Source organism: Geodermatophilus sp. SYSU D01106 (assembly GCF_054049995.1).
Window position 1 is genome coordinate 181310 of sequence record NZ_JBJGYM010000003.1, and the last position, 22922, is coordinate 204231.

At 74.5% G+C, this 22922-nt stretch carries 26 protein-coding genes; 8 read left to right on the plus strand and 18 right to left on the minus strand.

The window, feature by feature from the left end:
- Positions 1 to 41: 41 nt before the first annotated feature.
- The 3 genes from ACI78R_RS04700 to ACI78R_RS04710 all read left to right on the plus strand — a co-directional run bounded on the left by ACI78R_RS04700 (position 42) and on the right by ACI78R_RS04710 (position 2701).
- Positions 42 to 1013, plus strand: a complete 972-nt coding sequence (locus tag ACI78R_RS04700) for a hypothetical protein (protein WP_457039824.1) — start codon at positions 42 to 44, stop codon at positions 1011 to 1013.
- Positions 1014 to 1139: 126 nt separating this feature from the next.
- Entirely contained in the window at positions 1140 to 2027 is an 888-nt protein-coding gene (locus tag ACI78R_RS04705; RefSeq protein WP_457039825.1) for a DUF4397 domain-containing protein, read from the plus strand.
- The gene (locus tag ACI78R_RS04710; RefSeq protein WP_457039826.1) at positions 2024 to 2701 is read left to right on the plus strand and encodes a class F sortase; all 678 of its coding nucleotides are present in this window, start codon (positions 2024 to 2026) and stop codon (positions 2699 to 2701) included. The genes ACI78R_RS04705 and ACI78R_RS04710 overlap by 4 nt, the downstream gene beginning before the upstream one ends.
- Here the strand turns inward: ACI78R_RS04710 and ACI78R_RS04715 are convergent.
- From ACI78R_RS04715 to nucS, 3 genes are all read right to left on the minus strand, one after another.
- Positions 2698 to 3009 (minus strand): hypothetical protein, encoded by a 312-nt coding sequence (locus ACI78R_RS04715; RefSeq protein WP_457039827.1) that lies wholly within the window; start codon positions 3007 to 3009, stop codon positions 2698 to 2700. The genes ACI78R_RS04710 and ACI78R_RS04715 overlap by 4 nt on opposite strands.
- A gap of 4 nt (positions 3010 to 3013) precedes the next feature.
- Entirely contained in the window at positions 3014 to 4795 is a 1782-nt protein-coding gene (locus ACI78R_RS04720; RefSeq protein ID WP_073421721.1) for a 3-hydroxyacyl-CoA dehydrogenase family protein, read from the minus strand.
- Between the two features lie 76 nt (positions 4796 to 4871).
- The gene (gene nucS / locus ACI78R_RS04725) at positions 4872 to 5555 is read right to left on the minus strand and encodes an endonuclease NucS (protein ID WP_457039828.1); all 684 of its coding nucleotides are present in this window, start codon (positions 5553 to 5555) and stop codon (positions 4872 to 4874) included.
- Between the two features lie 66 nt (positions 5556 to 5621).
- On the opposite strand from nucS, the gene ACI78R_RS04730 reads away from it, so the two are divergent.
- On the plus strand, positions 5622 to 6458 hold the full coding sequence (locus ACI78R_RS04730; protein ID WP_073421719.1) for a hypothetical protein: 837 nt from the start codon (positions 5622 to 5624) through the stop codon (positions 6456 to 6458).
- 9 nt (positions 6459 to 6467) lie between these two features.
- Here the strand turns inward: ACI78R_RS04730 and ACI78R_RS04735 are convergent, their stop codons facing one another.
- Positions 6468 to 6998 (minus strand): NUDIX hydrolase family protein, encoded by a 531-nt coding sequence (locus tag ACI78R_RS04735; protein ID WP_457039829.1) that lies wholly within the window; start codon positions 6996 to 6998, stop codon positions 6468 to 6470.
- 50 nt (positions 6999 to 7048) lie between these two features.
- The gene (locus ACI78R_RS04740; RefSeq protein ID WP_073421717.1) at positions 7049 to 7822 is read right to left on the minus strand and encodes an enoyl-CoA hydratase-related protein; all 774 of its coding nucleotides are present in this window, start codon (positions 7820 to 7822) and stop codon (positions 7049 to 7051) included.
- Between the two features lie 59 nt (positions 7823 to 7881).
- On the opposite strand from ACI78R_RS04740, the gene ACI78R_RS04745 reads away from it, so the two are divergent.
- The gene (locus ACI78R_RS04745) at positions 7882 to 8604 is read left to right on the plus strand and encodes a YqjF family protein (protein ID WP_457039830.1); all 723 of its coding nucleotides are present in this window, start codon (positions 7882 to 7884) and stop codon (positions 8602 to 8604) included.
- Between the two features lie 60 nt (positions 8605 to 8664).
- Positions 8665 to 9879 carry a sensor domain-containing phosphodiesterase gene (locus tag ACI78R_RS04750; protein WP_457039831.1) on the plus strand — a complete coding sequence of 405 codons (1215 nt, stop codon included), beginning with the start codon at positions 8665 to 8667 and terminating at the stop codon, positions 9877 to 9879.
- On the opposite strand, the gene ACI78R_RS04755 is transcribed toward ACI78R_RS04750, so the two are convergent.
- Positions 9876 to 11894: a protein meaA gene (locus tag ACI78R_RS04755; RefSeq protein WP_457039832.1), complete on the minus strand. Its 2019-nt coding sequence runs from the start codon at positions 11892 to 11894 to the stop codon at positions 9876 to 9878. The two genes, ACI78R_RS04750 and ACI78R_RS04755, sit on opposite strands and share 4 nt — an antisense overlap.
- Positions 11895 to 12019: 125 nt before the next feature.
- Between ACI78R_RS04755 and ACI78R_RS04760 the strand changes: the two genes are divergently transcribed.
- The gene (locus tag ACI78R_RS04760; protein ID WP_073422003.1) at positions 12020 to 12352 is read left to right on the plus strand and encodes a hypothetical protein; all 333 of its coding nucleotides are present in this window, start codon (positions 12020 to 12022) and stop codon (positions 12350 to 12352) included.
- A gap of 62 nt (positions 12353 to 12414) precedes the next feature.
- On the opposite strand, the gene murA is transcribed toward ACI78R_RS04760, so the two are convergent.
- Positions 12415 to 13695 (minus strand): UDP-N-acetylglucosamine 1-carboxyvinyltransferase, encoded by a 1281-nt coding sequence (gene murA / locus ACI78R_RS04765; RefSeq protein ID WP_457039833.1) that lies wholly within the window; start codon positions 13693 to 13695, stop codon positions 12415 to 12417.
- A 58-nt stretch (positions 13696 to 13753) separates the two neighbouring features.
- Here murA and ACI78R_RS04770 point away from each other — a divergent pair, with 58 nt between their 5' ends.
- Positions 13754 to 14356, plus strand: coding sequence for a cob(I)yrinic acid a,c-diamide adenosyltransferase (locus tag ACI78R_RS04770; RefSeq protein ID WP_073421713.1), 603 nt, complete (start codon positions 13754 to 13756; stop codon positions 14354 to 14356).
- A 37-nt stretch (positions 14357 to 14393) separates the two neighbouring features.
- On the opposite strand, the gene ACI78R_RS04775 is transcribed toward ACI78R_RS04770, so the two are convergent.
- The 11 genes from ACI78R_RS04775 to ACI78R_RS04825 form a co-directional block, all read right to left on the minus strand.
- A complete protein-coding gene (locus ACI78R_RS04775) occupies positions 14394 to 14795 on the minus strand; it encodes a DUF2550 domain-containing protein (RefSeq protein WP_457039834.1) in 402 nt (133 codons plus the stop codon).
- 45 nt (positions 14796 to 14840) lie between these two features.
- Positions 14841 to 15227 (minus strand): F0F1 ATP synthase subunit epsilon, encoded by a 387-nt coding sequence (locus ACI78R_RS04780; protein ID WP_073421711.1) that lies wholly within the window; start codon positions 15225 to 15227, stop codon positions 14841 to 14843.
- A gap of 149 nt (positions 15228 to 15376) precedes the next feature.
- Positions 15377 to 15589, minus strand: a complete 213-nt coding sequence (locus ACI78R_RS04785) for a hypothetical protein (protein WP_139253032.1) — start codon at positions 15587 to 15589, stop codon at positions 15377 to 15379.
- A gap of 286 nt (positions 15590 to 15875) precedes the next feature.
- The gene (atpD, locus tag ACI78R_RS04790) at positions 15876 to 17312 is read right to left on the minus strand and encodes a F0F1 ATP synthase subunit beta (protein ID WP_073421709.1); all 1437 of its coding nucleotides are present in this window, start codon (positions 17310 to 17312) and stop codon (positions 15876 to 15878) included.
- Between the two features lie 58 nt (positions 17313 to 17370).
- Positions 17371 to 18309, minus strand: coding sequence for a F0F1 ATP synthase subunit gamma (locus tag ACI78R_RS04795; protein ID WP_073421708.1), 939 nt, complete (start codon positions 18307 to 18309; stop codon positions 17371 to 17373).
- A 1-nt stretch (position 18310) separates the two neighbouring features.
- The gene (atpA, locus tag ACI78R_RS04800; RefSeq protein ID WP_457039835.1) at positions 18311 to 19927 is read right to left on the minus strand and encodes a F0F1 ATP synthase subunit alpha; all 1617 of its coding nucleotides are present in this window, start codon (positions 19925 to 19927) and stop codon (positions 18311 to 18313) included.
- A gap of 56 nt (positions 19928 to 19983) precedes the next feature.
- Entirely contained in the window at positions 19984 to 20802 is an 819-nt protein-coding gene (locus tag ACI78R_RS04805; protein ID WP_336032006.1) for a F0F1 ATP synthase subunit delta, read from the minus strand.
- Positions 20802 to 21383, minus strand: a complete 582-nt coding sequence (locus ACI78R_RS04810) for a F0F1 ATP synthase subunit B (RefSeq protein ID WP_073421705.1) — start codon at positions 21381 to 21383, stop codon at positions 20802 to 20804. Before ACI78R_RS04810 ends, ACI78R_RS04805 begins: the two co-directional genes overlap by 1 nt.
- Positions 21384 to 21433: 50 nt before the next feature.
- Complete coding sequence (gene atpE, locus ACI78R_RS04815; RefSeq protein ID WP_029432783.1) at positions 21434 to 21661, minus strand: ATP synthase F0 subunit C; 228 nt, start codon at positions 21659 to 21661, stop codon at positions 21434 to 21436.
- A gap of 102 nt (positions 21662 to 21763) precedes the next feature.
- Positions 21764 to 22594 carry a F0F1 ATP synthase subunit A gene (gene atpB, locus ACI78R_RS04820; protein WP_083628837.1) on the minus strand — a complete coding sequence of 277 codons (831 nt, stop codon included), beginning with the start codon at positions 22592 to 22594 and terminating at the stop codon, positions 21764 to 21766.
- Positions 22591 to 22920 carry an AtpZ/AtpI family protein gene (locus ACI78R_RS04825; protein WP_073421704.1) on the minus strand — a complete coding sequence of 110 codons (330 nt, stop codon included), beginning with the start codon at positions 22918 to 22920 and terminating at the stop codon, positions 22591 to 22593. The genes atpB and ACI78R_RS04825 overlap by 4 nt, the downstream gene beginning before the upstream one ends.
- Positions 22921 to 22922 lie beyond the last annotated feature (2 nt).

Consider the following 22922-nt stretch of genomic DNA (forward strand, 5'->3'; position numbering starts at 1 on the left):
ACCGGCGCGCGGACGGCGGCCCGGCAGGGTAGGCAGGACCCGTGCCTGACGCCGCCGGACCGGAGGGCGCCGGACCACGGCACGCCGCTCCCGAGGACGACGACGGCCCCACGCCCGGTGCCGCCCCGGCGCGGACGCCCTCCCGCGCCCGGCACCGGCGGCGCCCGGCCCTGTCGGGACCGCCGGGCCGGGGCGCGCTGCTGGCCCTCGTGCTCGCCGTACTGGTCGTCGGCGCCGCGTTCGTCCCGCGGCTGACCGGCGACGCCGGCGGCAGCACCACGGGCCCGTCCCCAGCCGCGCCGTCGTCCGGGTCGACCGCCGCCGCGGCGTCTCCCGCCGCCGGCGCGACCTCGCCTGCCGACTGGCTGGCCGCCGCGCTCCCGCCGTCGACCGACCTCGCCGCCACGGCCGGCGTCCGCGAGGAGCTCGCGGCGGAGGGGGTGCCGGCCGACCGGCTGCGCCCCGCCGAGCAGGGCGTCTCCTCGGGGAGCCTGCTCGCCGTCGTGGGGCCGGCGCCGGAGGGCGCGCGGGTGGTGGCCGCCTTCGACCGGCCCGGGGACGGCAGCCGGATGCTGGTGGTCGACCCCGCGCCGGCCGAGCCGACCGCGGAGGAGCTCGACCGCCGCCGCGCGCTGGCCGACGCGCTGCTGGCCAACCCGGCCACCGGCGAGGACCCCGCGGTCACGGCCGTCCTGCGGGCCGGCGACGTCGACGCGCGGCTGCTGAGCATGCTCGCCGCCGTCGCCGCGCGGGAGGGCGTGCGCATCGCCGGGTTCCCCGCGCTGCCCGGCGAGGAGGCCGGCGACGCCCCGGCCCGGCGGGTCCTGGTCGGCGCCGTGGCGGGCGCGCCGGTGCCCGCCGACGCGGCGGCCACGGCGTCGCTGCGCGAGTGGCTCGACGCCCAGCTGCCGCCCTACCGCCCCGACGACGTGCAGGTCACCGACGCGGGCGTGCTGGTGTCCTTCCACTACGCCTCCGCGCCCGACGCCCTGGTCAGCGCCGCGGCGGGCTGACGGCGCGCCCGGGCGGACCTCGGCGTGCGACCCGCCCGGGCGGGGGGTAGACGTGGGGCGGTCGCCCGGCTCCGCCGGTGCGCGGGGTGCCGCGAGCAGCGCGGGTTCGTACACGGGGAGGACGCAGTGACGAGGACGAGCCGGGTCCTGGCGGTGGCGGCATTGACGGCGGGCCTGGCGGGCCTGCCGCTGCCCGCGGCGAGCGCCGCCGACGGGGGGCTGCTGCGCCTGGCGCACCTGTCGCCCGACACCCCCGCGGTCGACGTGTACGTCGACTCGGTCGCCGACCCCGCCGCCGGGCAGGTGTTCCCGGCGGTCGGCTACGGCACGGTGTCGGACTACCAGACCGTCCCGGTCGGCACGTACGCCATCAGCATGCGGGCCGCGGGCGCCGCCCCCGACAGCCCGCCCGTGCTGTCGACGACGGTGCAGGTGGGCACCGACTCCGCCCGCACGGTGGCCGGCGTCGGGCCCTTCGCCGACCTGGGCCTCGAGGTGCTCGAGGACGACCTGACGCCGCCCGCGGCCGGGTCCTCGCGGGTGCGCGTGATCGCCGCCGCGGCGAGCGCGCCGACCCTCGACGTCGCCGTGCCCGGCGGCCCGTCGGTGGCCACCGACCTCGCCTTCGCCGAGACCACCGGCTACGTGGACGTGCCTGCCGGCGCCACCAGCATCAGCGTCACGCCCGAGGGCGGGCAGGCCACCGACCTGCCGGTGCAGGTGGACGCGGGCTCGGTCTACAGCGTGCTCGTCCTCGACCGCCCGGGTGGCGGCCTGAGCGTGCAGACGGCGCTCGACGCGGCCAGCCCCGGCGTGGTGCCCGCGGGCGGCGTGGAGGCGGGCGCCGGCGGGACGGCCGGGGACTCCCCGTCGCTGCTGGTCGTGCTCACCGCGACGGCCGGTTCGCTGGCCGCGGGCGGCGGGCTGCTGCTGGTCGCCTCCCGGCGCACCGCGGCCGCCGGCCCGCGGCACGCCGCCCGCGCCCGGCACGCCGCCGGCCCGCGGGCGCGGTGACCTCCACCCGGCAGCGCACCGCCCCCCGCCGCGCGCGGCACCGCGCACCCCGCCGGCGGGGGGCGGTGCTGCTGCGCGCCGTCGTCGGGGTGCTCGCCCTGGCCGCCGGGGCGGCCGTCCTGCTGGCGCCCGGGTCGCCATCCCCGGCCGGCGCGGCGGAACCGTCGTCGGCCCCGTCGTCGGCCCCGTCGTCGGCCGGCCCGGTGGTGATGGCCGCCCGGCCGCCCGCGACGACGGCGGTGCCCACCCGGGTGCGGGTGCCGGCGATCGGCGTCGACAGCGCGCTGGTCGACCTCAGCCTCGACGGCGCCGGCGCGCTCGAGGCGCCCGCCGACTTCTCCCTGGCCGGCTGGTACGCCGACGGGCCGGTGCCCGGCGACACCGGCCCCGCGGTCGTGGCCGGGCACGTCGACTCGACCGCGGGCCCCGCGGTGTTCTTCCGGCTGCGCGAGCTCGCCCCCGGCGACGAGGTGCTCGTCGACCGCTCCGACGGCACGACCGCCCGGTTCAGCGTCACCGGCGTCGAGCGGCACCCGAAGGACGCCTTCCCCACCGAGGCGGTCTACGGCCCCACCGCCGACGCCCAGCTGCGGCTGGTCACCTGCGGCGGCGCCTTCGACCGCTCGGTGCGCAGCTACGAGGACAACGTGGTGGTCTTCGCGCGGCTCGTCTAACGGCGGCGGTCGCGGGCCCGCCAGCAGGCGGTGTGCCAGTGCCGGCGCAGGTCGGCCGCGGAGTCGGTGTCCCACGGCTCGAGGTCGGAGTCGCGGGCGTAGGCGGGCCACGTGACCACGTGCGGCGTGCCGGGCCGGATCTCCTGGTCGCAGCCGGGGCAGCGGTAGGCCTTGCTGCTCGCGGCGCCGCTCAGCTGCCGGACGACCCAGTCGCCGTCGGTGGCCTCCTCGACCGGCTCGGGGCGACGCGACAGCGGGGGGCGGCCGCCCGGCCGCCCCCCGCTGCTCCGTCGTCCCCGGCGCGGCACGGCCTCAGCGGCCGGAGTGGTCCCGGAACCCGCGGCCGGTCTTGCGGCCGAGGTACCCGGCGGTGACCAGGTGCTCGAGCAGCGGCGCCGGCGCGAAACCGGGCTCGCGGAACTCGGTGTAGAGCTCCCGCTCGATCGCCAGCGACACGTCGAGGCCGACGACGTCGAGCAGCTCGAAGGGACCCATCGGGTAGCCGCAGCCGACCTTCATGGCGGCGTCGATGTCGTCGGCGGTCGCGTAGTGCGCCTCGAGCATCTTCACCGCGTCGTTGAGGTAGGGGAACAGCAGCGCGTTGACGATGAACCCGGCGCGGTCGGTGCAGGAGACCGCGTGCTTGCCCAGCTGCGCGCAGACCGCGTGCGCGGTGGCCGCGACGTCGGGGGCGGTGGCGATGGTGCTGACCACCTCGACGAGCTTCATCACCGGGGCGGGGTTGAAGAAGTGCAGGCCGACGACGTCGCCGGGGCGCTCGCTGGCCTTGGCGCACTCGATGACCGGCAGGCTCGAGGTCGTCGTCGCGAGGACCGCGCCCGGCTTGGCGATCTCCCCCAGCGCCGCGAACAGCGCCTGCTTGACCGGCAGCGACTCGACGACGGCCTCGATCACCAGGTCGCGGTCGGCGAGGTCGTCGAGCGACGTCGTGCCGCGGACCCGGCCGAGCACCTCGTCGCGGCCGGCCTCGTCCAGGCGCCCGCGGGCCACCTGCTTGTCCAGCGACCGGGCCAGCGCCGTGCGGACCGCCTCGACCTTCTCCGGCGAGCGGGCCTGGAAGACGACGTCGTAGCCGCCCTTGGCGACGACCTCGATGATCCCGGTGGCCATCGTGCCCGAGCCGACGACGCCGACCAGCGAGACCGGGCGGGCGCCCTCGGCGGCGCCACCGGCCGGCGGGGTGGCGGCGTCGGGGACGACCTCGGCGGAGTCGCGGCCGGCGTAGGTGTAGAAGCCGCGGCCGGACTTCCGGCCCAGCAGGCCCGCGGTCATCATCTGCTTGATCACCGGGCTCGGGGCGTGCAGCCGGTCGCGCGACTGCTTGTACATCGTGTCGAGGATCTCGTAGGCGGTGTCGATGCCGATGAGGTCCATGAGCGCGAGCGGGCCCATCGGCAGGCCGCAGCCCAGCCGCATGGCCGCGTCGATGTCCTCGCGGCTGGCGTACCGGTTCTCGTACATGGAGACCGCGTGGTTGAGGTAGCCGAACAGCAGGGCGTTGGCGATGAAGCCGGCCTTGTCGCCGATCGTCACGTCGACCTTGCCGAGGCGGGCGGCCAGGGCCTCGACGTCCTCGATGACCGAGGGCTCGGTGACGACGGTGCGCACCACCTCGACCAGCTTCATGACCGGCGCCGGGTTGAAGAAGTGCATCCCGATGACCTTGCTCGGGCGGCCGGTGGCCACCGACAGCTCGGTCACCGACAGGCTCGAGGTGTTCGTGGCCAGGATGGTGTCCGGCGGGCAGATCTTGTCGAGCTTCGCGAACAGGTCGGTCTTGAGCTCCATCCGCTCCGGGACGGCCTCGACGACCAGCTCGGCGGCGGCGAGGTCCTCCAGCGAGGTGCTGAACCGGATGCGGCCGAGGATCGCGTCGCGCTCCGCCGGCTCCAGCTTGCCGCGCGAGACCGCCTTGTCCGTCGACTGCTCGACGTGCCCGCGGCCGCGGCCGAGCGCGTCCTCGCTGATCTCCACGGCGGTCACCGACAGGCCCGCGCGGGCCAGGACCTCGGCGATGCCCGCACCCATGGTGCCGAGCCCCACCACGCCGACCTCGGTCAGTTCTCTGGCCACGCTGCCATCCCTCCGTACCCGTTCCGACCGGGGCAGTCTCCCACCCGGGACGGCGGCGGTTACCCCTGGGTAGGGCTCAGAACAGGCGCTGCGTGGGGTCGTCGGTGCCCTTGAGGACGGCGTAGTCGACGGTCACGCAGTCGATGCCGCGGTCGCCGGCCAGGACCCGCGCCTGCGGCTTGATCTCCTGCGCGGCGAACACGCCCTTGACCGGCGCGAGCAGCGGGTCGCGGTTGAGCAGCTCGAGGTAGCGGGTGAGCTGCTCGACGCCGTCGATCTCCCCGCGCCGCTTGATCTCCACCGCCACCGTGCGGCCGTCCGCGTCGCGGCACAGCAGGTCCACCGGGCCGATCGCCGTCGGGTACTCCCGGCGCACCAGCGTCCAGCCGGCGCCGAAGGTCTCCACGTGCAGCGCGAGCAGCCGCTGGAGCTCGGCCTCGACGCCGTCCTTCTGCAGGCCCGGGTCCACGCCGAGCTCGTGCGAGCTGTCGTGCTCGACGGCCTCGATCGTGATGACCAGCTGCTCCCCGGCCTTGTTGGTGACCGTCCAGGTGCCGGCCCGGCCGTCGGGGGTGTCGGCGAGCTCGTCCTTGAGGGTGCAGGGCGGGGTCATCCAGTTGAGCGGCTTGTAGGCGCGGTCGTCGGCGTGCACCGACACCGAGCCGTCGGCCTTCACCAGCAGCAGCCGGGTGGCGAGGGGCAGGTGGGCGGTCAGCCGCCCGATGTAGTCGACCGAGCAGCGGGCGATGACCAGGCGCACGGGCGCCGACGGTACCGGTCCGGTCACGACGGGAACCCCGCGGCCGGGGTCGGGCGTCGCACGACCGTGACGACGACGTCGACGGCCCGCGCGGCCGGCCTGCTCGCCCTGGCGCTCTCGCTCGCGGCCTGTGCCGGGGGCGGCGGGGACGCCGCGGCACCCTCCCCCGACCCGGCGCCGCTGCCGCCCGGGCTGGTGCTGCAGGTGGCGCACACGGGCGGCTTCACCACGCCGGACGAGCTCGCCGCCCGGCTGCCCGTGGTGAGCGTCTACGGCGACGGGCGGATCCTCACCCAGGGCCCGCAGATCGAGATCTGGCCGGCGCCGGCGCTGCCGAACGTGCAGGTCCAGCAGGTCGGCGAGGACGTCGTCCGCGACCTCGTGCAGGCCGCCGTCGACGCCGGCGTCGAGGAGTCCGGCGACCTCGGCGACCCACCGGTGGCCGACGCGCCGACGACCCGCTTCACGCTGGTCACCGGCGGCGGCACGGCGGTGCGGGAGGTCTACGCACTGTCCGAGACGCCCGACGACTCGGTGACGCCGGAGCAGGCGGAGGCCCGCACGCGGCTGCGCGGGCTGGTCGACGAGCTCACCTCGCAGACCGGGCCGAGCGAGCCCTACGTCCCGCAGACCGTCGCCGCCGTGGTGCAGCCGCATCCCGGCGGCGACCCGGAGCTGCCGCAGCCCGACGTCGCCTGGCCCGGGCCGGAGCTGCCCGGGACGCCGCTCGGCGCGGGCCTGACCTGCGTGAGCGCCACCGGCCGCGAGGGCGCCGACGTGCTGGCCGCGGCCGCGTCGGCGAACGCCCTCACGCCGTGGGTCACGCCCGACGGCGCCCGCTGGTCGGTCACGTTCCGGCCGGTCCTCCCGCACGAGACGGGCTGCGCCGACCTCGGGCGCTGACCCGGTGGCTCAGACGCCGAGGTGGGCCAGCGCCTGCAGGAGCAGCGTGCCCTGCCCGCCGGCCAGCTCGGCGAGCACGGTCGACGCGCGCACCTCGTCCGGGGTGAACCAGGTGAGCTCCAGCGCGTCCTGCTGCGGCGCGCAGTCGCCCTCCACGGGCACGACGTAGGCCAGCGAGACGGCGTGCTGGCGGGGGTCGTGGAACGGCGTGACGCCGGGCGTCGGGAAGTACTCCGCGATGGTGAAGGGCTGCGGTGCCGGGGGGACGCGCGGCAGCGCGAGCGGGCCGAGGTCCTTCTCCAGGTGCCGCAGCAGCGCCGAGCGGACCCGCTCGTGGTGCAGCACCCGGCCCGAGACCAGCGCCCGCTTCACCTGCCCGTCCTCGCCGATCCGCAGCAGCAGGCCGACGGCGGTGACGACGCCCTGGCCGTCCACCCGCACCGGCACGGCGTCCACGTACAGGATCGGCAGGCGCTCCCGCGCGAGGTCCATCTCCTCGCGGGAGAGCCAGCCGGCGTCGGACCGCGTCACCTCGGGCATGCGGACTGTCTATCCGACGCGGCCGCGGGCGGCCCGGCAGGGTCCCCCGATCAGTCGGTCCAGACCGCGGGCCGCTTCTCCAGGAACGAGGCCATGCCCTCGCGGGCGCCGTCGAGCTGGCTGGCCGCGGCCATGACCTCGACGGCCGTGGCGTAGGCGTCGCGCTCGGGCCGGTCGAGCTGGGCGTACATCGTCCGCTTGCCCCACGCCTTGCTGGCCCGCGAGCCGCGGGTCGCCCGCGCCACGAGCTCGTCGACGGCGGCGTCCAGCTCGTCGTCGGGGACCACCCGGTTGACCAGGCCCCAGTCCAGCGCGGTGCGGGCGTCGATGACGTCGCCGGTGAGCGCCAGCTCCATCGCGCGCTTGCGGCCGACGTTGCGGGCGATCGGCACCATCGGCGTGTGGCAGAACCAGCCGCCCTTCCCGCCCGGCGCGGCGAAACCGGCCGACTCGGCGGCGACGGCCAGGTCGCAGGAGGCCACCAGCTGGCACCCGGCGGCGGTGGCCAGCGCGTGCACCCGCGCGACGACGACCTGCGGCACCTGCTCGATCGCCTGCATGAGCTCGGTGCACAGCGCCAGCAGGCTGCGCACGTCGGTCAGCGGGGCGTCGAGGACGTCGGCGAAGTCGTGGCCCGCGCTGAACACCGGCCCCTCGCCCGCGAGCACGATGCCGGCGGCGTCGCCCTCCCCCACCTCGCGCACCGCGGCCAGCAGCTGCTCCAGGTGGTCGCGGGACAGCGCGTTGCGCCTCCGCGGCCGGCACATGGTGATGCGGACGACATCGCCGTCCCGCTCGACGCGGGGCGCACCCTCAGCGGTCATGTGGCCGACCTCACCACGGCGGGGTCGCCGCGGGCAACGCCGCTGGGGAGGCTGGAGGCGTGCAGCCCGAGGAGGTCACCGACACCGCGCCGCGCGCCGCCGGCCGGACGCTGTTCACGCAGGGCTGGCGCGACGTCGCGTTCGTGCACTGGGCGGTCGACCCCGCCGTCGTCGCGCCGCTGCTGCCCGCCGGCACCGACCCCGACGTGCACGACGGCGCGAGCTGGGTGGGCCTCGTGCCGTTCCGGATGCGGCGCATCGGCGTCCTGGGCTCCCCCGGCCTGCCGTGGGTCGGCTCGTTCCTCGAGACCAACGTGCGGCTGTACTCCGTCGACGCGCAGGGCCGCCGCGGCGTCGTCTTCCGGTCCCTCGACGCCGACCGGCTGCTGCCGGTGCTGGTCGCCCGGGCCGCCGGGCTGCCCTACCTGTGGTCGCGGATGCGGTTCGCCCGCGACGGCGACCGGCTCACCTACACCTCGCGCCGCCGCTGGCCCGGCCCCCGCGGCGCCGGCGGGCGGGTGGAGCTGCGGGTGGGCGAGCGGCTGGCCGCGCCCGGCCCGCTCGAGCGGTTCCTCACCGGCCGGTGGGGGCTGCACCAGACGACGCTCGGCCGCACCCGCTACTGGCCCAACGAGCACCCGGCCTGGCCGCTGCACCGCGCCGAGCTGCTGACCTGGGACGGCGACCTGCTGGCCGCCGCCGGGCTGCCCGGGGTCGGCGGCCCGCCGGACAGCGTGCTGTTCTCCCCGGGCGTCGACGTCCGCTTCGGCCCGCGCCGGTAGCCGTCCGACGCCGTTCCGCCACCGCTGGGCAAGCGCTCTCCCAACCGTCAGGATGCCGGGGTGGGCTCTCCCCGGTCGCTCGCCGCTCCCCCGACGTCCGCTCCCTCCGACGACTGGGTGCACCGGCTGCTCGACCTCGCCCGGACCCGGCTCGACATGGACGTCGCGTGGCTGTCGGTGTTCACCGAGGGACGGCAGGAGGTCACCTCGGCCACCGGCGCGCTCGACGCCATGAACGTGAGCGAGGGGATGTCGCTGCCGCTGGAGGAGTCCTTCTGCGTGCGGGTTCTCTCCGGCCAGCTGCCGCCCGTGGTGACCGCGGCCGACCGCAACCCGGTCACCCGCGACCTGGCGGTCACCGAGGCGCTGGGCATCGGCTCCTACGTCGGCGCCCCGGTCCGCGACGTCGACCGGCGCCCGCTGGGGATGCTCTGCTGCCTCAGCCGCGACGCCGGTGAGCACCTCGACGGCGCCGCGGTGCGCACGGTGGAGATGCTGGCCGACCTGATCGGCGAGCGGCTGGCCGCCGAGGAGTTCGCCGAGGCCGAGCTCACCGCGCGGCGCGACCGCGTCGTCGACGTCCTGACCCGCCGGGCGGTGACCATCCACCTGCAGCCGGTCGTGGACATGCGCTCGGGCCGGGTGGTGGCGCACGAGGCGCTGGCCCGCTTCCCCGGCCGGGAGGAGGGCCCCGCGACGCTGTTCTCCGACGCCGCGGCCGTCGGGCTCGGCGTCGAGCTGGAGCTGCTGGCGGTGCGCTCGGCGCTGGAGCTGGCCGACCGGCTGCCGCCCGGCACCCGCCTGGCGGTCAACGTCTCCCCCGAGGCGCTGCTCGTGCCGGCCGTGGGCCGCACGCTGGTCGAGGGCGCCGCCGCCACGCCGCTGACGGTGGAGGTCACCGAGCACTCGCCGATCGAGGACTACCCGGCCGTGCTGGTCGCCGTCGAGCCGCTGCGACGGGCGGGCGTCCGGCTGAGCGTCGACGACGCCGGCGCCGGCTACGCGAGCCTGCGGCACATCCTGCGGCTGCGCCCGGACACCATCAAGCTCGACATCGCGCTGGTCAGCGGCGTGGACGCCGACCCGGCCCGGCAGGCGATGACCGCCGCGATGGTGGCCTTCGCCGCCGAGACCGGGTCCGCGCTGGTGGCCGAGGGCGTGGAGACCGCCGCCGAGCGGGACGCGCTGCTCGCCCGCGGCGTCCGGCTGGGGCAGGGCCACCTGTTCGGCCGCCCGGCCCCGCTGGACCGGGCGGCCGACGAGCAGACCGCCTAGGCGGGCGCGGGGACCCGCTCGTCGAGGCCGTTCGCCTCGCGGACGACGTCGACGACCTGGCCCATGATGTCGGTGAGCCCGAAGTCCTTGGGCGTGAACACCCGGGCCACGCCCTGCTCGCGCAGCCGGCGCGCGTCGCTGTCGGGGATGATCCCGCCGACCACGACCGGGACGTCGTCGAGCCCGGCGTCCCGGAGGCCCTGGAGCACCGCCGGCACCACCTGGAGGTGCGAGCCGGACAGCACCGACAGCCCGACGACGTGGACGTCCTCCTCGACCGCCGCCGACACGATCTGCGCGGGCGTCAGCCGGATGCCCTGGTAGACCACCTCGAAGCCGGCGTCGCGGGCCCGGACGGCGATCTGCTCGGCGCCGTTGGAGTGCCCGTCGAGGCCCGGCTTGCCGACCAGGAACCGCAGCCGCCCGCCGAGCTCCTCGCCGGTGGCGCGCACCCGCTCGCGGACGGCCACCAGCGTCTCGTCGGCCTCGCCGCCGCCGGTGGCCGCGGCCACGCCGGTGGGGGCGCGGAACTCGCCGAACACCTCGCGCAGGACCCCCGCCCACTCCCCCGTCGTCACGCCCGCGCGGGCGCACGCGAGCGTCGCGGGCACCAGGTTGACGTCGCTGCCGGCGGCCGCCCGCAGGGCGGCCAGCGCGGCCTCGACCGGAGCCGGGTCGCGCTCGGCCCGCCACCGGCGGACCGCCTCCTGGGCGGCGCTCTCGACGGCGGGGTCGACGACCTGGATGGCGGCGTCGAGGTCGGCCAGCAGCGGGTTGGGCTCGGTGCCCTCGAACCGGTTGACGCCGACGACGACGTCGTCCCCGTTCTCCATCCGGCGCCGCCGCTCGGCCAGCGAGGCGACGAGCCGGCCCTTCATGTAGCCGGACTCGACGGCGGCCACCGCCCCGCCCATCTCCTGCACCCGGGCGATCTCGGCGCGGGCGCCCTCGACCAGCTCGGACACCTTGCGCTCCACGACGACCGAGCCGGTGAACAGGTCGTCGTACTCGAGCAGGTCGGTCTCGTAGGCGAGCACCTGCTGCAGCCGCAGCGACCACTGCTGGTCCCACGGCCGCGGCAGGCCGAGCGCCTCGTTCCAGGCGGGCAGCTGCACCGCGCGGGCGCGGGCGTCCTTCGACAGCGTGACCGCGAGCATCTCCAGCACGATCCGCTGCACGTTGTTCTCCGGCTGCGCCTCGGTCAGGCCGAGGGAGTTGACCTGCACGCCGTAGCGGAACCAACGGTGCTTGGGGTCCTGCACGCCGTAGCGCTCCTGCGTCAGCTCGTCCCACAGCTGGGTGAAGGCGCGCATCTTGCACATCTCCTCGACGAAGCGGACACCCGCGTTGACGAAGAAGGAGATGCGCGCGACCACCTCGCCGAAGCGCTCCTGCGGCACCTGGCCGGAGTCGCGGACGGAGTCCAGGACGGCGATCGCGGTGCTCATCGCGTACGCGATCTCCTGCACCGGCGTCGCCCCGGCCTCCTGCAGGTGGTAGCTGCAGATGTTGATCGGGTTCCACTTCGGCATGGCCGTCACCGTGTAGGCGACCATGTCGGTGATCAGCCGCATCGAGGGCCCGGGCGGGAACACGTAGGTCCCCCGCGACAGGTACTCCTTGATGATGTCGTTCTGCGTCGTACCCGCGAGCTTCGCGACGTCGTGGCCGTGCTCCTCGGCGACGGCCTGGTAGAGCGCGAGCAGCCACATCGCCGTGGCGTTGATCGTCATCGACGTGTTCATCTCGTCGAGCGGGATGCCGTCGAACAGCGCGCGCATGTCGCCGATGTGCGTCACCGGCACGCCGACCTTGCCCACCTCGCCGACGGCGAGCTCGTCGTCGGGGTCGTAGCCGGTCTGCGTCGGCAGGTCGAAGGCGACCGACAGCCCGGTCTGCCCCTTCGCCAGGTTGCGCCGGTACAGCGCGTTCGACTCGGCGGGTGACGAGTGGCCGGCGTAGGTGCGCATGACCCAGGGGCGGTCGCGGTCCTTCGGCGCTGAAGGGAACGGCATGCCCGCGGAGTGTAGGGCTGTTACCGGCCAGTAGCAGCACCGGTCCGAGAGCTCCGGCGGTGGCACACTCGATCGTGGACGACCGTGCCGGCGGGGCGCGGCCGGGGTCGACGGAGGGGGCCGGGATGCTGCAGCCGGGCAGTCTCAGCTACATCGCCGGGCCGGTCATCGCGATCGTGGTCATGGTCCTGCTGGCGCTGTTCATGCGCTGGGCCTTCGGCGGGAGCTCGACCGGCGGCATGCGCCGCGGCCGTCCCACGCCGTCGGACGACGGCCTGCTGACCCGCGTGGCCACGCTGTCGCGGCGTGAGTCGGCGCTGGCCCTGCGCGCCGTCCTGTCCGACGCCGGGATCCGCTCGACGATCCGCTTCCCCGAGGCGCACCGGGCCGACGTGCTCGTCTTCCCCGAGGACGCCCCCCGCGCCCGCGAGCTCGCGGCCTCGTTCCCGGCCCGCTAGCGGCCCCCGTGCAGGTGCCCGGGCCGAGCGCAGCGAGGTCCGGGGGGCACGGGAGTCCTTCTTCAGTCGGGGCGGTCGACCCGGCGGATCTCGGCGCCGAGGCCGGTGAGCAGCTCGACGAAGTCGGGGTAGCCGCGGTCGACGTGGTGGACGTCCTGCACCTCGGTGACGCCGTCGGTGAGCAGCCCGGCGAGCACCAGCCCGGCGCCGGCGCGGATGTCGGTGGCCAGCACCGGCGCGCTGGAGAGCCGCTCGCGGCCCCGGACGACGGCGTGGTGGCCGTCGATGCGCACGTCGGCGCCCAGCCGGACGAGCTCGTTGACGAACATGAACCGGCCCTCGAACACGTTCTCGGTGATCAGCGCCGTGCCGGTGGACACCGCGGCGAGCGCGACCGCCATCGGCTGCAGGTCCGTGGGGAACCCGGGGAAGGGCAGCGTGACGACGTCGACCCCGCGGGGTCGCTCCTCCATGGCCACCCGGATGCCGTTCTCGACCACCTCGACGGTCGCCCCGGCGCTCACCAGCTTGTCCAGCGGGACGGCGAGGTGGTCGGGCACGGCCCGCTCCACGACGACGTCGCCGCGGGTCATCACCGCCCCGATCGCCCAGGTGCCGGCGACGATCCGGTCGGGGACGGTGCTGTAGGTGACCGGGAGCAGGCCGTCGACGCCCTCGATCGTCAGCGTGGAGGAGCCCGCGCCGTCGATCCGCGCGCCCATCGCGGTGAGCATCGAGCAGATGTCGACGATCTCCGGCTCGCGCGCGGCGTTGTCGATGACGGTCGTGCCCTCGGCGAGCACCGCGGCCATGAGCAGGTTCTCGGTGGCACCGACCGACGGGAAGTCCAGCCAGATCGAGGTGCCCTGGAGCCGCGGCGCGGTGGCCACGAGGAAGCCGTGCTCGCTGTGGATGGAGGCGCCGAGCCGCTCGAGGCCGGAGATGTGCATGTCCAGGCCGCGGGAGCCGATCGCGTCGCCGCCGGGCAGCGCGACCTTGGCGCTGCCGCAGCGGGCCACCAGCGGGCCGAGCACGCTGATCGAGGCGCGCATCTTGCGGACCAGGTCGTAGTCGGTCTCGGTGTCCGGCTGCTCCGGCACGTCGACGACGACCCGGCCGCCGCCCCCGGGCTGCCCCGACCGCTCGTAGGTGACGCCGCAGCCCAGCCGGCGCAGCACCTCGCTCATGATCGCCACGTCGAGGATGTCGGGGACCTCGTCGATGGTCGTCCGGCCGGAGGCCAGGAGCGCCGCGGCCATGAGCTTGAGGGCGCTGTTCTTGGCGCCCGTGACGCGGACCCTGCCCGTGAGGGCCGTGCCCCCGGTCACCTCGAAGCACTGCACCGGCCCACCCTACGGCGGGCCCGCCGGCGGCCTCCGGCCAGCGCCTAGTCTCCTGGCCATGACCGTCCGGCTCACCCGCATCTACACGAAGACCGGTGACGCCGGGCAGACCCACCTCGGCGACATGAGCCGGGTGTCGAAGACCGACCCGCGACTGGTCGCCTACGCCGACGTCGACGAGGCCAACAGCGTCATCGGCGTCGCGCTCGCGCTCGGCTCGCCGACGCCGGAGCTGACCGAGCTGCTGCGCAGCGTGCAGAACGACCTGTTCGACGTCGGCGCCGACCTCTGCACCCCGATCGTCCCCGACCCCGCGTACCCGCCGCTGCGGGTGACCGCCGCCTACACCGAGCGGCTCGAGGCCGCCTGCGACGAGCACAACGAGGCGCTGCCGAAGCTGACCAGCTTCGTGCTGCCCGGCGGCACCCCGCTCGCGGCGCTGCTGCACCAGGCGCGGGTGGTGGTCCGGCGGGCCGAGCGGAGCGTCTGGGCGCTGCTGGAGGCCGACGGCGAGCGCACCAACCCCGAGACGGCGCGCTACCTCAACCGGCTCTCGGACCTGGTGTTCATCCTCGCCCGCGAGGCCAACCCCGACGGCGACGTCCTCTGGGAGCCGGGGGCGCACAGCGGGGTGCACGCCCAGCGCGCCGCCCGCGGCTGACCGCCCGGGCCGGCCGCCGGGCTCGCCCGCCCGGCCGCTAGGCCGTGGGCGGGGCCGACTCCACCCAGGACAGGAAGCCGGTCACCGTCGCGGGGTCCATCGCTAGCTCGCGGGGCCCGTTGTCGGTCTCGCAGGACACCACGACGGCGTCGTCGGGCAGCGCGACGTCGTCGCGGCCGGGCGCCCGGCGACCGGCGACGTGCAGCTCGGTGCGGCACAGCCGCTGCTGCGGGCGCACCGACAGCGACACGGCGCGGTACCAGAGCAGCGAGTCCCCGCCGTACCAGGCCACGCCCACCGCCCAGCGCGAGCTGCCGCCGGGGCGCAGCCACATGGTCACCGCGCCGAGGCCGGAGAGCAGGAACCGGCGGCGCAGCAGGAAGGCGACCACCAGGGCGACGACCAGCGCCGCGGCGACGACGAGGAGGGCGGTGGTCACCGGCGGGTCGTGCGGGAGCGGTCCGGTCGGGTCAGGCCGGCCGGGTCAGGCCTGGCCGGCGGCGCGCAGCCGGGACTGGGCGCGGCGGGCGGCGGCGAGCGCGTCGGGGTCGTCCCCCTCCGACTCGGCGCGGCGCAGGGCCTCGCGGGCCCGCTCGACGTCGATCTCGGAACTGATCTCCGCCGTCTCGGCGAGGATCGAGACGCCCTGCGGCGTCACCGACAGGAAGCCGCCGTGGGCGGCCGCGACGACGTCCTGGCCCTCGGTGCTGCGGATGGTGACGACGCCGCCGGGGGCGAGCTCGCCGAGCAGCGGGGCGTGGCCGGGCAGGACGCCGATCTCACCCTCGGTGGTGCGGGCGATGACCATGCTCGCCTCGCCGGACCAGATGGTCCGCTCGACGGCCACCAACTCGACCTGCAGGGTCGCCACGACACTCCTCCGGGTCCACCGACGCTGCGGTGCTGGGACGCCGGCCGGACGGGCACGGCGACGGTCGCCCTCACTCTAGCCGCGTGCGTCGCGGCGTCCGGCGCGGGTCGGCCGCGGCCACCCCTTCGGGCGGCGGCGTGCCCGGGTGCTCAGGCGGCGCGGCGGTAGAGCAGGGTCCAGCGGCCGACGCGGACCCAGGGGTGGCGCACCGTGGAGGCCGGCGCCCAGTCGTCGGTGTCGTAGCAGATGTCGTCGACGGAGGAGACCGGCGCCGACGGCGGCCAGGTCCAGCCGGGGTCCGGGGTGCTGACCGGCAGCCGGCTCACCGTGCCGTGCGTGCTCGTCCCGTCCAGCCAGTCCATCGTCACTCCCGTGCTGCGCTTCCGGTCCCTCCGGGGCGCCACCTGCTGTGTCGGCACGCAGGCTCCCGCTCTTGAGGGTCGATCCGCCAGCCACCTGCCCACGGGGGTGCCCCGCCCAACCACCCGTCCCGGCGCGCCCGGGCAGGTCCCGACGCTGTGTCACCGGTCCGGCACGGAGGACGTCGATGCAGGTCACGGACCCGTAACGGCGGAGCGGAGCGTCGGAGAAGCGCGACGGCCGGGCACCCCTGTTCGGGGTGCCCGGCCGTCGCCGGACCGCGGGAGGTCAGCCGCGCTTGAGCTTCTCCGCGTTGCGCTCGAGGTCCTCGAGCCCACCGCACATGAAGAAGGCCTGCTCCGGCACGTGGTCGTAGTTGCCCTCGGTGAGCGCCTTGAAGGCCTCGAGGGTCTCCGACAGCGGCACGAAGGAGCCGGGCTGACCGGTGAAGGCCTCGGCCACGAACATGTTCTGCGAGAGGAACCGCTCGATCCGCCGCGCGCGCTGCACGGTGACCTTGTCCTCCTCGGAGAGCTCGTCGATGCCGAGGATGGCGATGATGTCCTGCAGCTCCTGGTAGCGCTGCAGAATCTGCTTCACCGTCTGGGCGACCTGGTAGTGCTCCTGCCCGACGTACTGCGGGTCGAGGATCCGGCTGGTGGAGTCCAGCGGGTCGACGGCCGGGTAGATGCCCTTCTCCGAGATCGGCCGCGAGAGCACGGTCGTCGCGTCGAGGTGGGCGAAGGTGGTGTGCGGCGCCGGGTCGGTGATGTCGTCGGCGGGCACGTAGATCGCCTGCAGCGAGGTGATCGAGTGACCACGCGTCGAGGTGATCCGCTCCTGCAGCTCGCCCATCTCGTCGGCGAGGGTCGGCTGGTACCCCACGGCGGAGGGCATGCGGCCCAGCAGCGTGGAGACCTCGGACCCGGCCTGGGTGAACCGGAAGATGTTGTCGATGAAGAGCAGCACGTCCTGGTTCTGCTCGTCGCGGAAGTACTCCGCCATCGTCAGCGCCGAGAGCGCCACGCGCAGGCGGGTGCCCGGCGGCTCGTCCATCTGGCCGAAGACCAGCGCGGTCGAGTTGATGACGCCGGACTCCGTCATCTCCGTGATGAGGTCGTTGCCCTCGCGGGTGCGCTCGCCGACGCCGGCGAACACCGACACGCCACCGAACTCCTGGGCGACGCGGCGGATCATCTCCTGGATCAGCACGGTCTTGCCCACGCCGGCACCGCCGAACAGGCCGATCTTGCCGCCGGCCACGTAGGGGGTCAGCAGGTCGATGACCTTGATGCCGGTCTCGAGCAGCTCGGTGCGGCCCTCGAGCTGGTCGAACCGCGGCGCGTGGCGGTGGATCGACCAGCGGGTGAGGTCGCTGCCGTAGCCGGGCTGGTCGAGGCACTCGCCGAGGGCGTTGAACACGTGCCCGGTGACGCCCTCGCCGACGGGCACCGAGATCGGGGACCCGGTGTCGGTGACCGCGGCGCCGCGGACGAGGCCGTCGGTCGGGGCCATGGAGATGGTGCGGACCACGTTGTCACCCAGGTGCTGGGCGACCTCGAGGGTCAGGGTCTTGCCCAGGTCGGCGAGGGTGACGTCGACGTGCAGGGCGTTGAACAGGTCGGGCATCGCGTCGCGCGGGAACTCGACGTCGACGACCGGCCCGGTGACCCGGACGACGCGGCCGGTCGTCTGGGTGGTCGGACGGTCCTCGGTGACGGTCATGGGGTGCTCCTGGGATCTCAGGTCCGGACTCCCCGTCGCGGGCGACGGGGCGGGGTGGTCAGTCGTCGGCGTTCGCTGCGACCAGCGCGTCGGCGCCACCGACGATCTCGCTGATCTCCTGGGTGATCTCCGCCTGCCGGGCCTGGTTGGCCTGGCGGGACAGGTTCTTGGCCAGCTCCTCGGCGTTGTCGGACGCCGACTTCATCGCCCGCCGGCGCGACGCCGACTCCGAGGCCGCGGCCTCGAGCAGCGCCGCGTAGATGCGGGTGGTGACGTACTTGGGGAGCAGCGCGTCCAGCAGCGCCTCGGGTGAGGGCTCGAACTCGTAGGAGGTGGGGACGCCGGAGTCGCCGGGGCGCTCGCCGTCCTCCTCCCCCGCGTCCTCGAGCTCCGAGGTGTCCATCGGGGCCAGCCGGCGGGCGGTCGGCACCTGGGACAGCAGCGAGACGAACTCGGTGTAGACGATGTGCACCTCGTCGACGGCGCCGCTGCGGTCGGCGTCGTCCCCCGGCGCGAACACGTCGATCAGCGCGCGGCCGACCTCCTGCGCGTCGGAGTAGGCCGGCTGCTCGGAGAACCCGGTGAAGGTCTGCTCGACGGGCCGGTCGCGGAAGGAGTAGTAGGTCTCCCCCTTGCGGCCGACGACGTAGAGCACCGGCTCCTTGCCCTGCTGGCGCAGCTGGCCGAGGAGCTCCTCGGTGCGGCGCAGCACGTTGACGTTGTACGAGCCGGCGAACCCACGGTCGGAGGTGACCACCAGGACCGCCGCCCTGCGCGTCTCGGTCCGCTCGTTGAGCAGCGGGTGCTCCAGCGTCGCGGAGGACGCCAGGGCCGAGAGCACGCGGGTGATCTCCCGGGCGTAGGGCTTGGAGGCCTCCACCCGGGCCTGGGCGCGGACGATGCGGGCGCCGGCGATCAGCTCCTGGGCCGAGAAGATCTTCTTCGTCGACTGGGTGGAGCGGATGCGGCGCCGCAGCGCGCGGAGGGAACCGGCCACGTCAGGCGCTCTTCGTCGTCGAGACGCCCTGGGCGGTCGCGCCGCCGTCCTCGTCGTCGGTGAGCGAGGAGCCGTCCGACGTCGTGAACGAGCCGTAGAACGACTGCACCGCGCGCTCGAGGCTGCTGACGGCGTCGTCGCCGAGGGCCCGCGAGGTGCGGATCTCGTCGTAGACGCCGGGCTCGGACCGGCCGATGTGGTCGAGGAACTCCGACTCGAAGCGCCGGACGTCGCCGACCGGGATGCGGTCGAGCTTGCCGGTGGTGCCGAGCCACAGCGAGACGACCTCGCGCTCGACCGGGTACGGCTGGTACTGGCCCTGCTTGAGCAGCTCGACCAGGCGCTGGCCGCGGTCCAGCGTGGCGCGGCTGGAGGCGTCCAGGTCGGACGAGAAGGAGGCGAAGGCCTCGAGCTCGCGGTACTGGGCGAGGTCCAGGCGCAGCCGGCCGGCGACGGACTTCATCGCCTTGATCTGCGCCGAGCCGCCGACGCGGGACACCGAGATGCCGACGTTGATGGCCGGGCGGACACCGGAGTTGAACAGACCCGTCTCGAGGAAGATCTGCCCGTCGGTGATCGAGATGACGTTGGTCGGGATGTAGGCCGACACGTCGTTGCCCTTGGTCTCGATGAGCGGGAGACCCGTCATCGAGCCGGCGCCCAGGTCGTCGGAGAGCTTCGCGCAGCGCTCCAGCAGGCGGGAGTGGAGGTAGAAGACGTCGCCCGGGTAGGCCTCGCGGCCCGGCGGGCGGCGCAGCAGCAGGGAGACGGCGCGGTAGGCCTCGGCCTGCTTGGACAGGTCGTCGAACACGATGAGGACGTGCTTGCCCTCGTACATCCAGTGCTGGCCGATCGCCGAGCCGGTGTAGGGGGCGATGTACTTGAAGCCGGCCGACTCCGACGCCGGGGCCGCGACGATGGTCGTGTACTCCATCGCGCCGGCCTCCTCGAGGGAGGCGCGGATCGCCGCGATCGTCGAGCCCTTCTGGCCGACGGCGACGTAGATGCAGCGCACCTGCTGGGCCGGGTCACCGGTCTCCCAGGCCTGCTTCTGGTTGATGATCGTGTCGGTGACGATCGCCGTCTTGCCGGTCTGGCGGTCGCCGATGACCAGCTGGCGCTGGCCGCGGCCGATCGGCGTCATGGCGTCGATGGCCTTGATGCCGGTCTGCATCGGCTCGTGCACCGACTGCCGCTGCACCACGGTCGGCGCCTGCAGCTCCAGGGCCCGGCGCCCGGTGGTGGCGATCTCGCCGGCACCGTCGATCGGGTTCCCCAGCGGGTCGACCACGCGGCCGAGGTAGCCGTCGCCGACCGGCACCGAGAGGACCTCGCCGGTGCGGCGGACCTGCTGGCCCTCCTCGATCCCGGCGAAGTCACCCAGGATGACGACGCCGACCTCGCGGACGTCGAGGTTCAGCGCCAGGCCGCGGACGCCGCTCTCGAACTCGAGCAGCTCGTTGGTCATGACCGAGGGCAGGCCCTCGACCCGGGCGATGCCGTCGCCGGCCTCGGTGACGATCCCGACCTCTTCCCGGGACACGTCCGGGGAGAACTCGGTGACGTAGTTCTGGATGGCACTGCGGATCTCGTCTGCGGAGATCGTCAGCTCGGCCATGGCTCGCGTCCTCTTCCCTGCTGGGTCGTGCTGTCTGTGGTCTGGGGTGGGGCGGGTCAGCCGGCGAGCCGGCGGCTCGCGACCTCGAGCCGGTTCGCCACGCTGCCGTCGATGACCTCGTCACCGACGCGGACGACGAGACCGCCGAGCACCGCCGGGTCGACGGTCACCTGCAGTCCGATGGTCCGCCCGTAGATCCGGCCGAGCACGTCCTGCAGCCGGCGCTCCTGCGCCGCGGTCAGCGCCACCGCCGTCGTCACGTGGGCGACGGAGCGGCCGCGCCGGGCGGAGGCCGCCTCGGACAGCCGGACGATCCGGTTCTCCGCGTTCCCCACGTGCCGCGCGGTCAGCGAGTTCCGCAGCAGCGACTCGGTGACCGGGCTGACCCGGCCCGTGAGCAGCCGGTCGAGCAGGGCCGACTTGCCCGCCACGGGCGCGCGGTCGTCACCGAGGATGCGGCTGAGCTCGGGGTCGCCACCGACGATCCGGCCGAACCGGAAGAGCTCGTCCTCGACGCCCTCGAGCTCGCCGCGCGCCTCGGCGGCGTCGAGCCCCGCCTCGGTGGCGAGCACCTCGGTGGCCTCGACCAGGTCCAGCGGGCGCGACCAGCGCTGCCGGGCCGCGGTCTGGACCAGGTCGACGGTCGCCTCCGACACCCGCGAGCCGAGGACCCGCTGGGCCAGGCCCGCGCGGTCCGCCGGCTTGACGGCCGCGTCCGACAGCGCGCGCCGCAGCGCGACGCTGCCGTCGAGCAGCCGCGCGACGGCGAACAGCTCGTCGGCGAAGGCGAGCAGGCCCGGGCCGGCCGCCCCGCGGGTGGTCGCCGCCAGGCGCTCGCGGGTGACCGCGAGCGCCTCCCGGCTCGAGGCGTCCATCAGCGGTCCGTGCCGGGGACGAACACGGTGCTGCCGGTCCGCCCGTCGGTGGCGCCGCCGGCGCTCATGCCGTCGAGCGTGTCGAGGAAGCGGTCGACGGTGCCCCGGCGACGCGCCTCGTCCTCGAGGGACTCCCCGACGACGCGGCCGGCCAGGTCGACGGCGAGCGTGCCGATCTGGCCACGCAGCTCGTTGATGACCGACTGGCGGTTGGCCGCCAGCTGCTCCTCGCCGCGCGCGACGATCCGCGCGGACTCCTCCTGCGCCTGCGTCCGCAGCTCCTCGAGGATCTGCTGGCCCTCGGCGCGCGCCTGGTCGCGGATCTGTGCGGCCTCGGTGCGGGCCTCGGCGAGCTGGGCGCGGTACTGCTCCAGCGCCGCCTTCGCCTCGGCCTGCATGGCCTCAGCGCGCTCGATGCCGCCCTCGATCGCCTCACGGCGGGCGCGGAAGACCTGCTCGAAGCGCGGCGCGATGAGCCGGAAGAACACCACCATGACGATCGCGAAGGCGATCAGGCCGATGATGATCTCGCCGAGCGGCGGGATGAGCGGGTTGGCACTCTCCGCAGCGAGGATGCTCATGGTCTCAGTGTCCTGTCTCTGTGGTCGCTGTCCCTACCCGGAGGCGGGGATCAGGTGCCGAAGACGAAGGGGACGACGAAGCCGATCAGGGCGAGCGCCTCGGAGAGGGCGAACCCGAGGAAGGCGTAGGTGCGGGTCAGGCCGGCCGACTCGGGCTGCCGGGCCGTGGCCTGGATGTAGGCCGCCCACACGATGCCGACGCCGATGCCGGGGCCGATGGCGGCGAGGCCGTAGCCCACGGAGCCGATGCTGCCGGTCAGCTCAGCGAGAAGATCCATGACGGGGTGTTCCTCCTGTGTCGTCGCCCGGTGTCGTCCGGGCGGCTTGCGGGGGTCGTGCGGGTGGTGCGGTCCGGGTGGTGCGCGGGGAAGCCCCGGGGCTCAGTGCTCGGCCTCGATGGAGCCGTTGAGGTAGGTCCCCATCAGCACGGTGAAGACGTAGGCCTGCAGGAAGATGACCAGCAGCTCGAAGAAGGTCATCACGATCGCCATCAGCGCCGAGATGGGGCCGAACACGATCGAGAAGTTGTCCCGGCTGAACAGGTAGACCGCACCGAGCGAGAAGACGACCAGCAGCATGTGGCCGGCGAACATGTTCGCGAAGAGCCGGACCGCGAGGGTGAACGGTCGGACGACGAAGTTCTGCAGGATCTCGATCGGGGTGACCAGGATGTACATCGGCTTGGGCACACCGGGCAGGAACAGGATGTCCTTGAAGTACCGGCCGGCGCCCTGCTCGCGGATGCCGATGTAGATGTAGATGACCCAGCAGATGGCGGCGAGCACCAGCGGGAAGGCGAACTTCGACATCGGGGAGATCTGCGCGAACGGGATGATCGCCATCAGGTTGTTCGCGAGGATGAAGAAGAACAGCGACGCGAGGAACGGCGCGAAGGGGATCCCCCGGGGGCCGACGACGTCGCGGGCGATGCCGTCACGGACGAGCGAGTAGCCGCTCTCACCGATGAACTGCATCTTGCCGGGGACGATGGACGGCTTGCGCACCGTCATGACCATGAAGACCAGCATCGCGAGCGTGGCGAACCACAGCCCCAGCGTGATGCGGGTGATGGCGAAGTCGACGCCCAGCAGCGAGAACTCGGCGATCGGCTCGGGGTAGAACTCGCTCAGGCCGGGGGCCTGGAAGCCGTCGCCGGCGCCACCGCCCTCGGCGGCGAGCACGTCCACGAGCGCGAGGGCGCTGGAGGTCACCGTTGTCCCTTCTGCGTCCTGGGCCGGCTCCGTCGTCCGCCCGGGGTCCTGCTGTTCTCGGTCGCCCCCGGTGTCGGAGGCGGACCGCCGTACCGCTTGACGACCAGGTAGATGGCCACGGTGATGCCGAGGAGGATCCCGACCGGCAGGAACACCCGCGTGTCCAGCCACCGGTCGATCAGCCAGCCGGCTCCGCCCCACACTGCCAGCCCGGAGATCATCGTCCCGATGACCGCATAGCCGGTCTCGGCACCGCTGCCCCGAGGAGCGGCTGGTCGCGCAGGTCGGGGCCGGGGCTCCCCACGGGTGAGGTCGTCCTCGGCCATCG

What these genes read in the sequence shown, in the direction of transcription:
- ACI78R_RS04785 (WP_139253032.1), bottom strand. Translation starts at nt 15,589, where the DNA reads ATGGACTGGCTGGACGGGACGAGCACGCACGGCACGGTGAGCCGGCTG.
- ACI78R_RS04810 (WP_073421705.1), bottom strand. Translation starts at nt 21,383, where the DNA reads ATGAGCATCCTCGCTGCGGAGAGTGCCAACCCGCTCATCCCGCCGCTC.
- ACI78R_RS04755 (WP_457039832.1), bottom strand. Translation starts at nt 11,894, where the DNA reads ATGCCGTTCCCTTCAGCGCCGAAGGACCGCGACCGCCCCTGGGTCATG.
- atpA (WP_457039835.1), bottom strand. Translation starts at nt 19,927, where the DNA reads ATGGCCGAGCTGACGATCTCCGCAGACGAGATCCGCAGTGCCATCCAG.
- atpE (WP_029432783.1), bottom strand. Translation starts at nt 21,661, where the DNA reads ATGGATCTTCTCGCTGAGCTGACCGGCAGCATCGGCTCCGTGGGCTAC.
- ACI78R_RS04760 (WP_073422003.1), top strand. Translation starts at nt 12,020, where the DNA reads ATGCTGCAGCCGGGCAGTCTCAGCTACATCGCCGGGCCGGTCATCGCG.
- ACI78R_RS04770 (WP_073421713.1), top strand. Translation starts at nt 13,754, where the DNA reads ATGACCGTCCGGCTCACCCGCATCTACACGAAGACCGGTGACGCCGGG.
- atpD (WP_073421709.1), bottom strand. Translation starts at nt 17,312, where the DNA reads ATGACCGTCACCGAGGACCGTCCGACCACCCAGACGACCGGCCGCGTC.
- ACI78R_RS04825 (WP_073421704.1), bottom strand. Translation starts at nt 22,920, where the DNA reads ATGGCCGAGGACGACCTCACCCGTGGGGAGCCCCGGCCCCGACCTGCG.
- ACI78R_RS04805 (WP_336032006.1), bottom strand. Translation starts at nt 20,802, where the DNA reads ATGGACGCCTCGAGCCGGGAGGCGCTCGCGGTCACCCGCGAGCGCCTG.
- ACI78R_RS04740 (WP_073421717.1), bottom strand. Translation starts at nt 7,822, where the DNA reads ATGACCGCTGAGGGTGCGCCCCGCGTCGAGCGGGACGGCGATGTCGTC.
- ACI78R_RS04735 (WP_457039829.1), bottom strand. Translation starts at nt 6,998, where the DNA reads ATGCCCGAGGTGACGCGGTCCGACGCCGGCTGGCTCTCCCGCGAGGAG.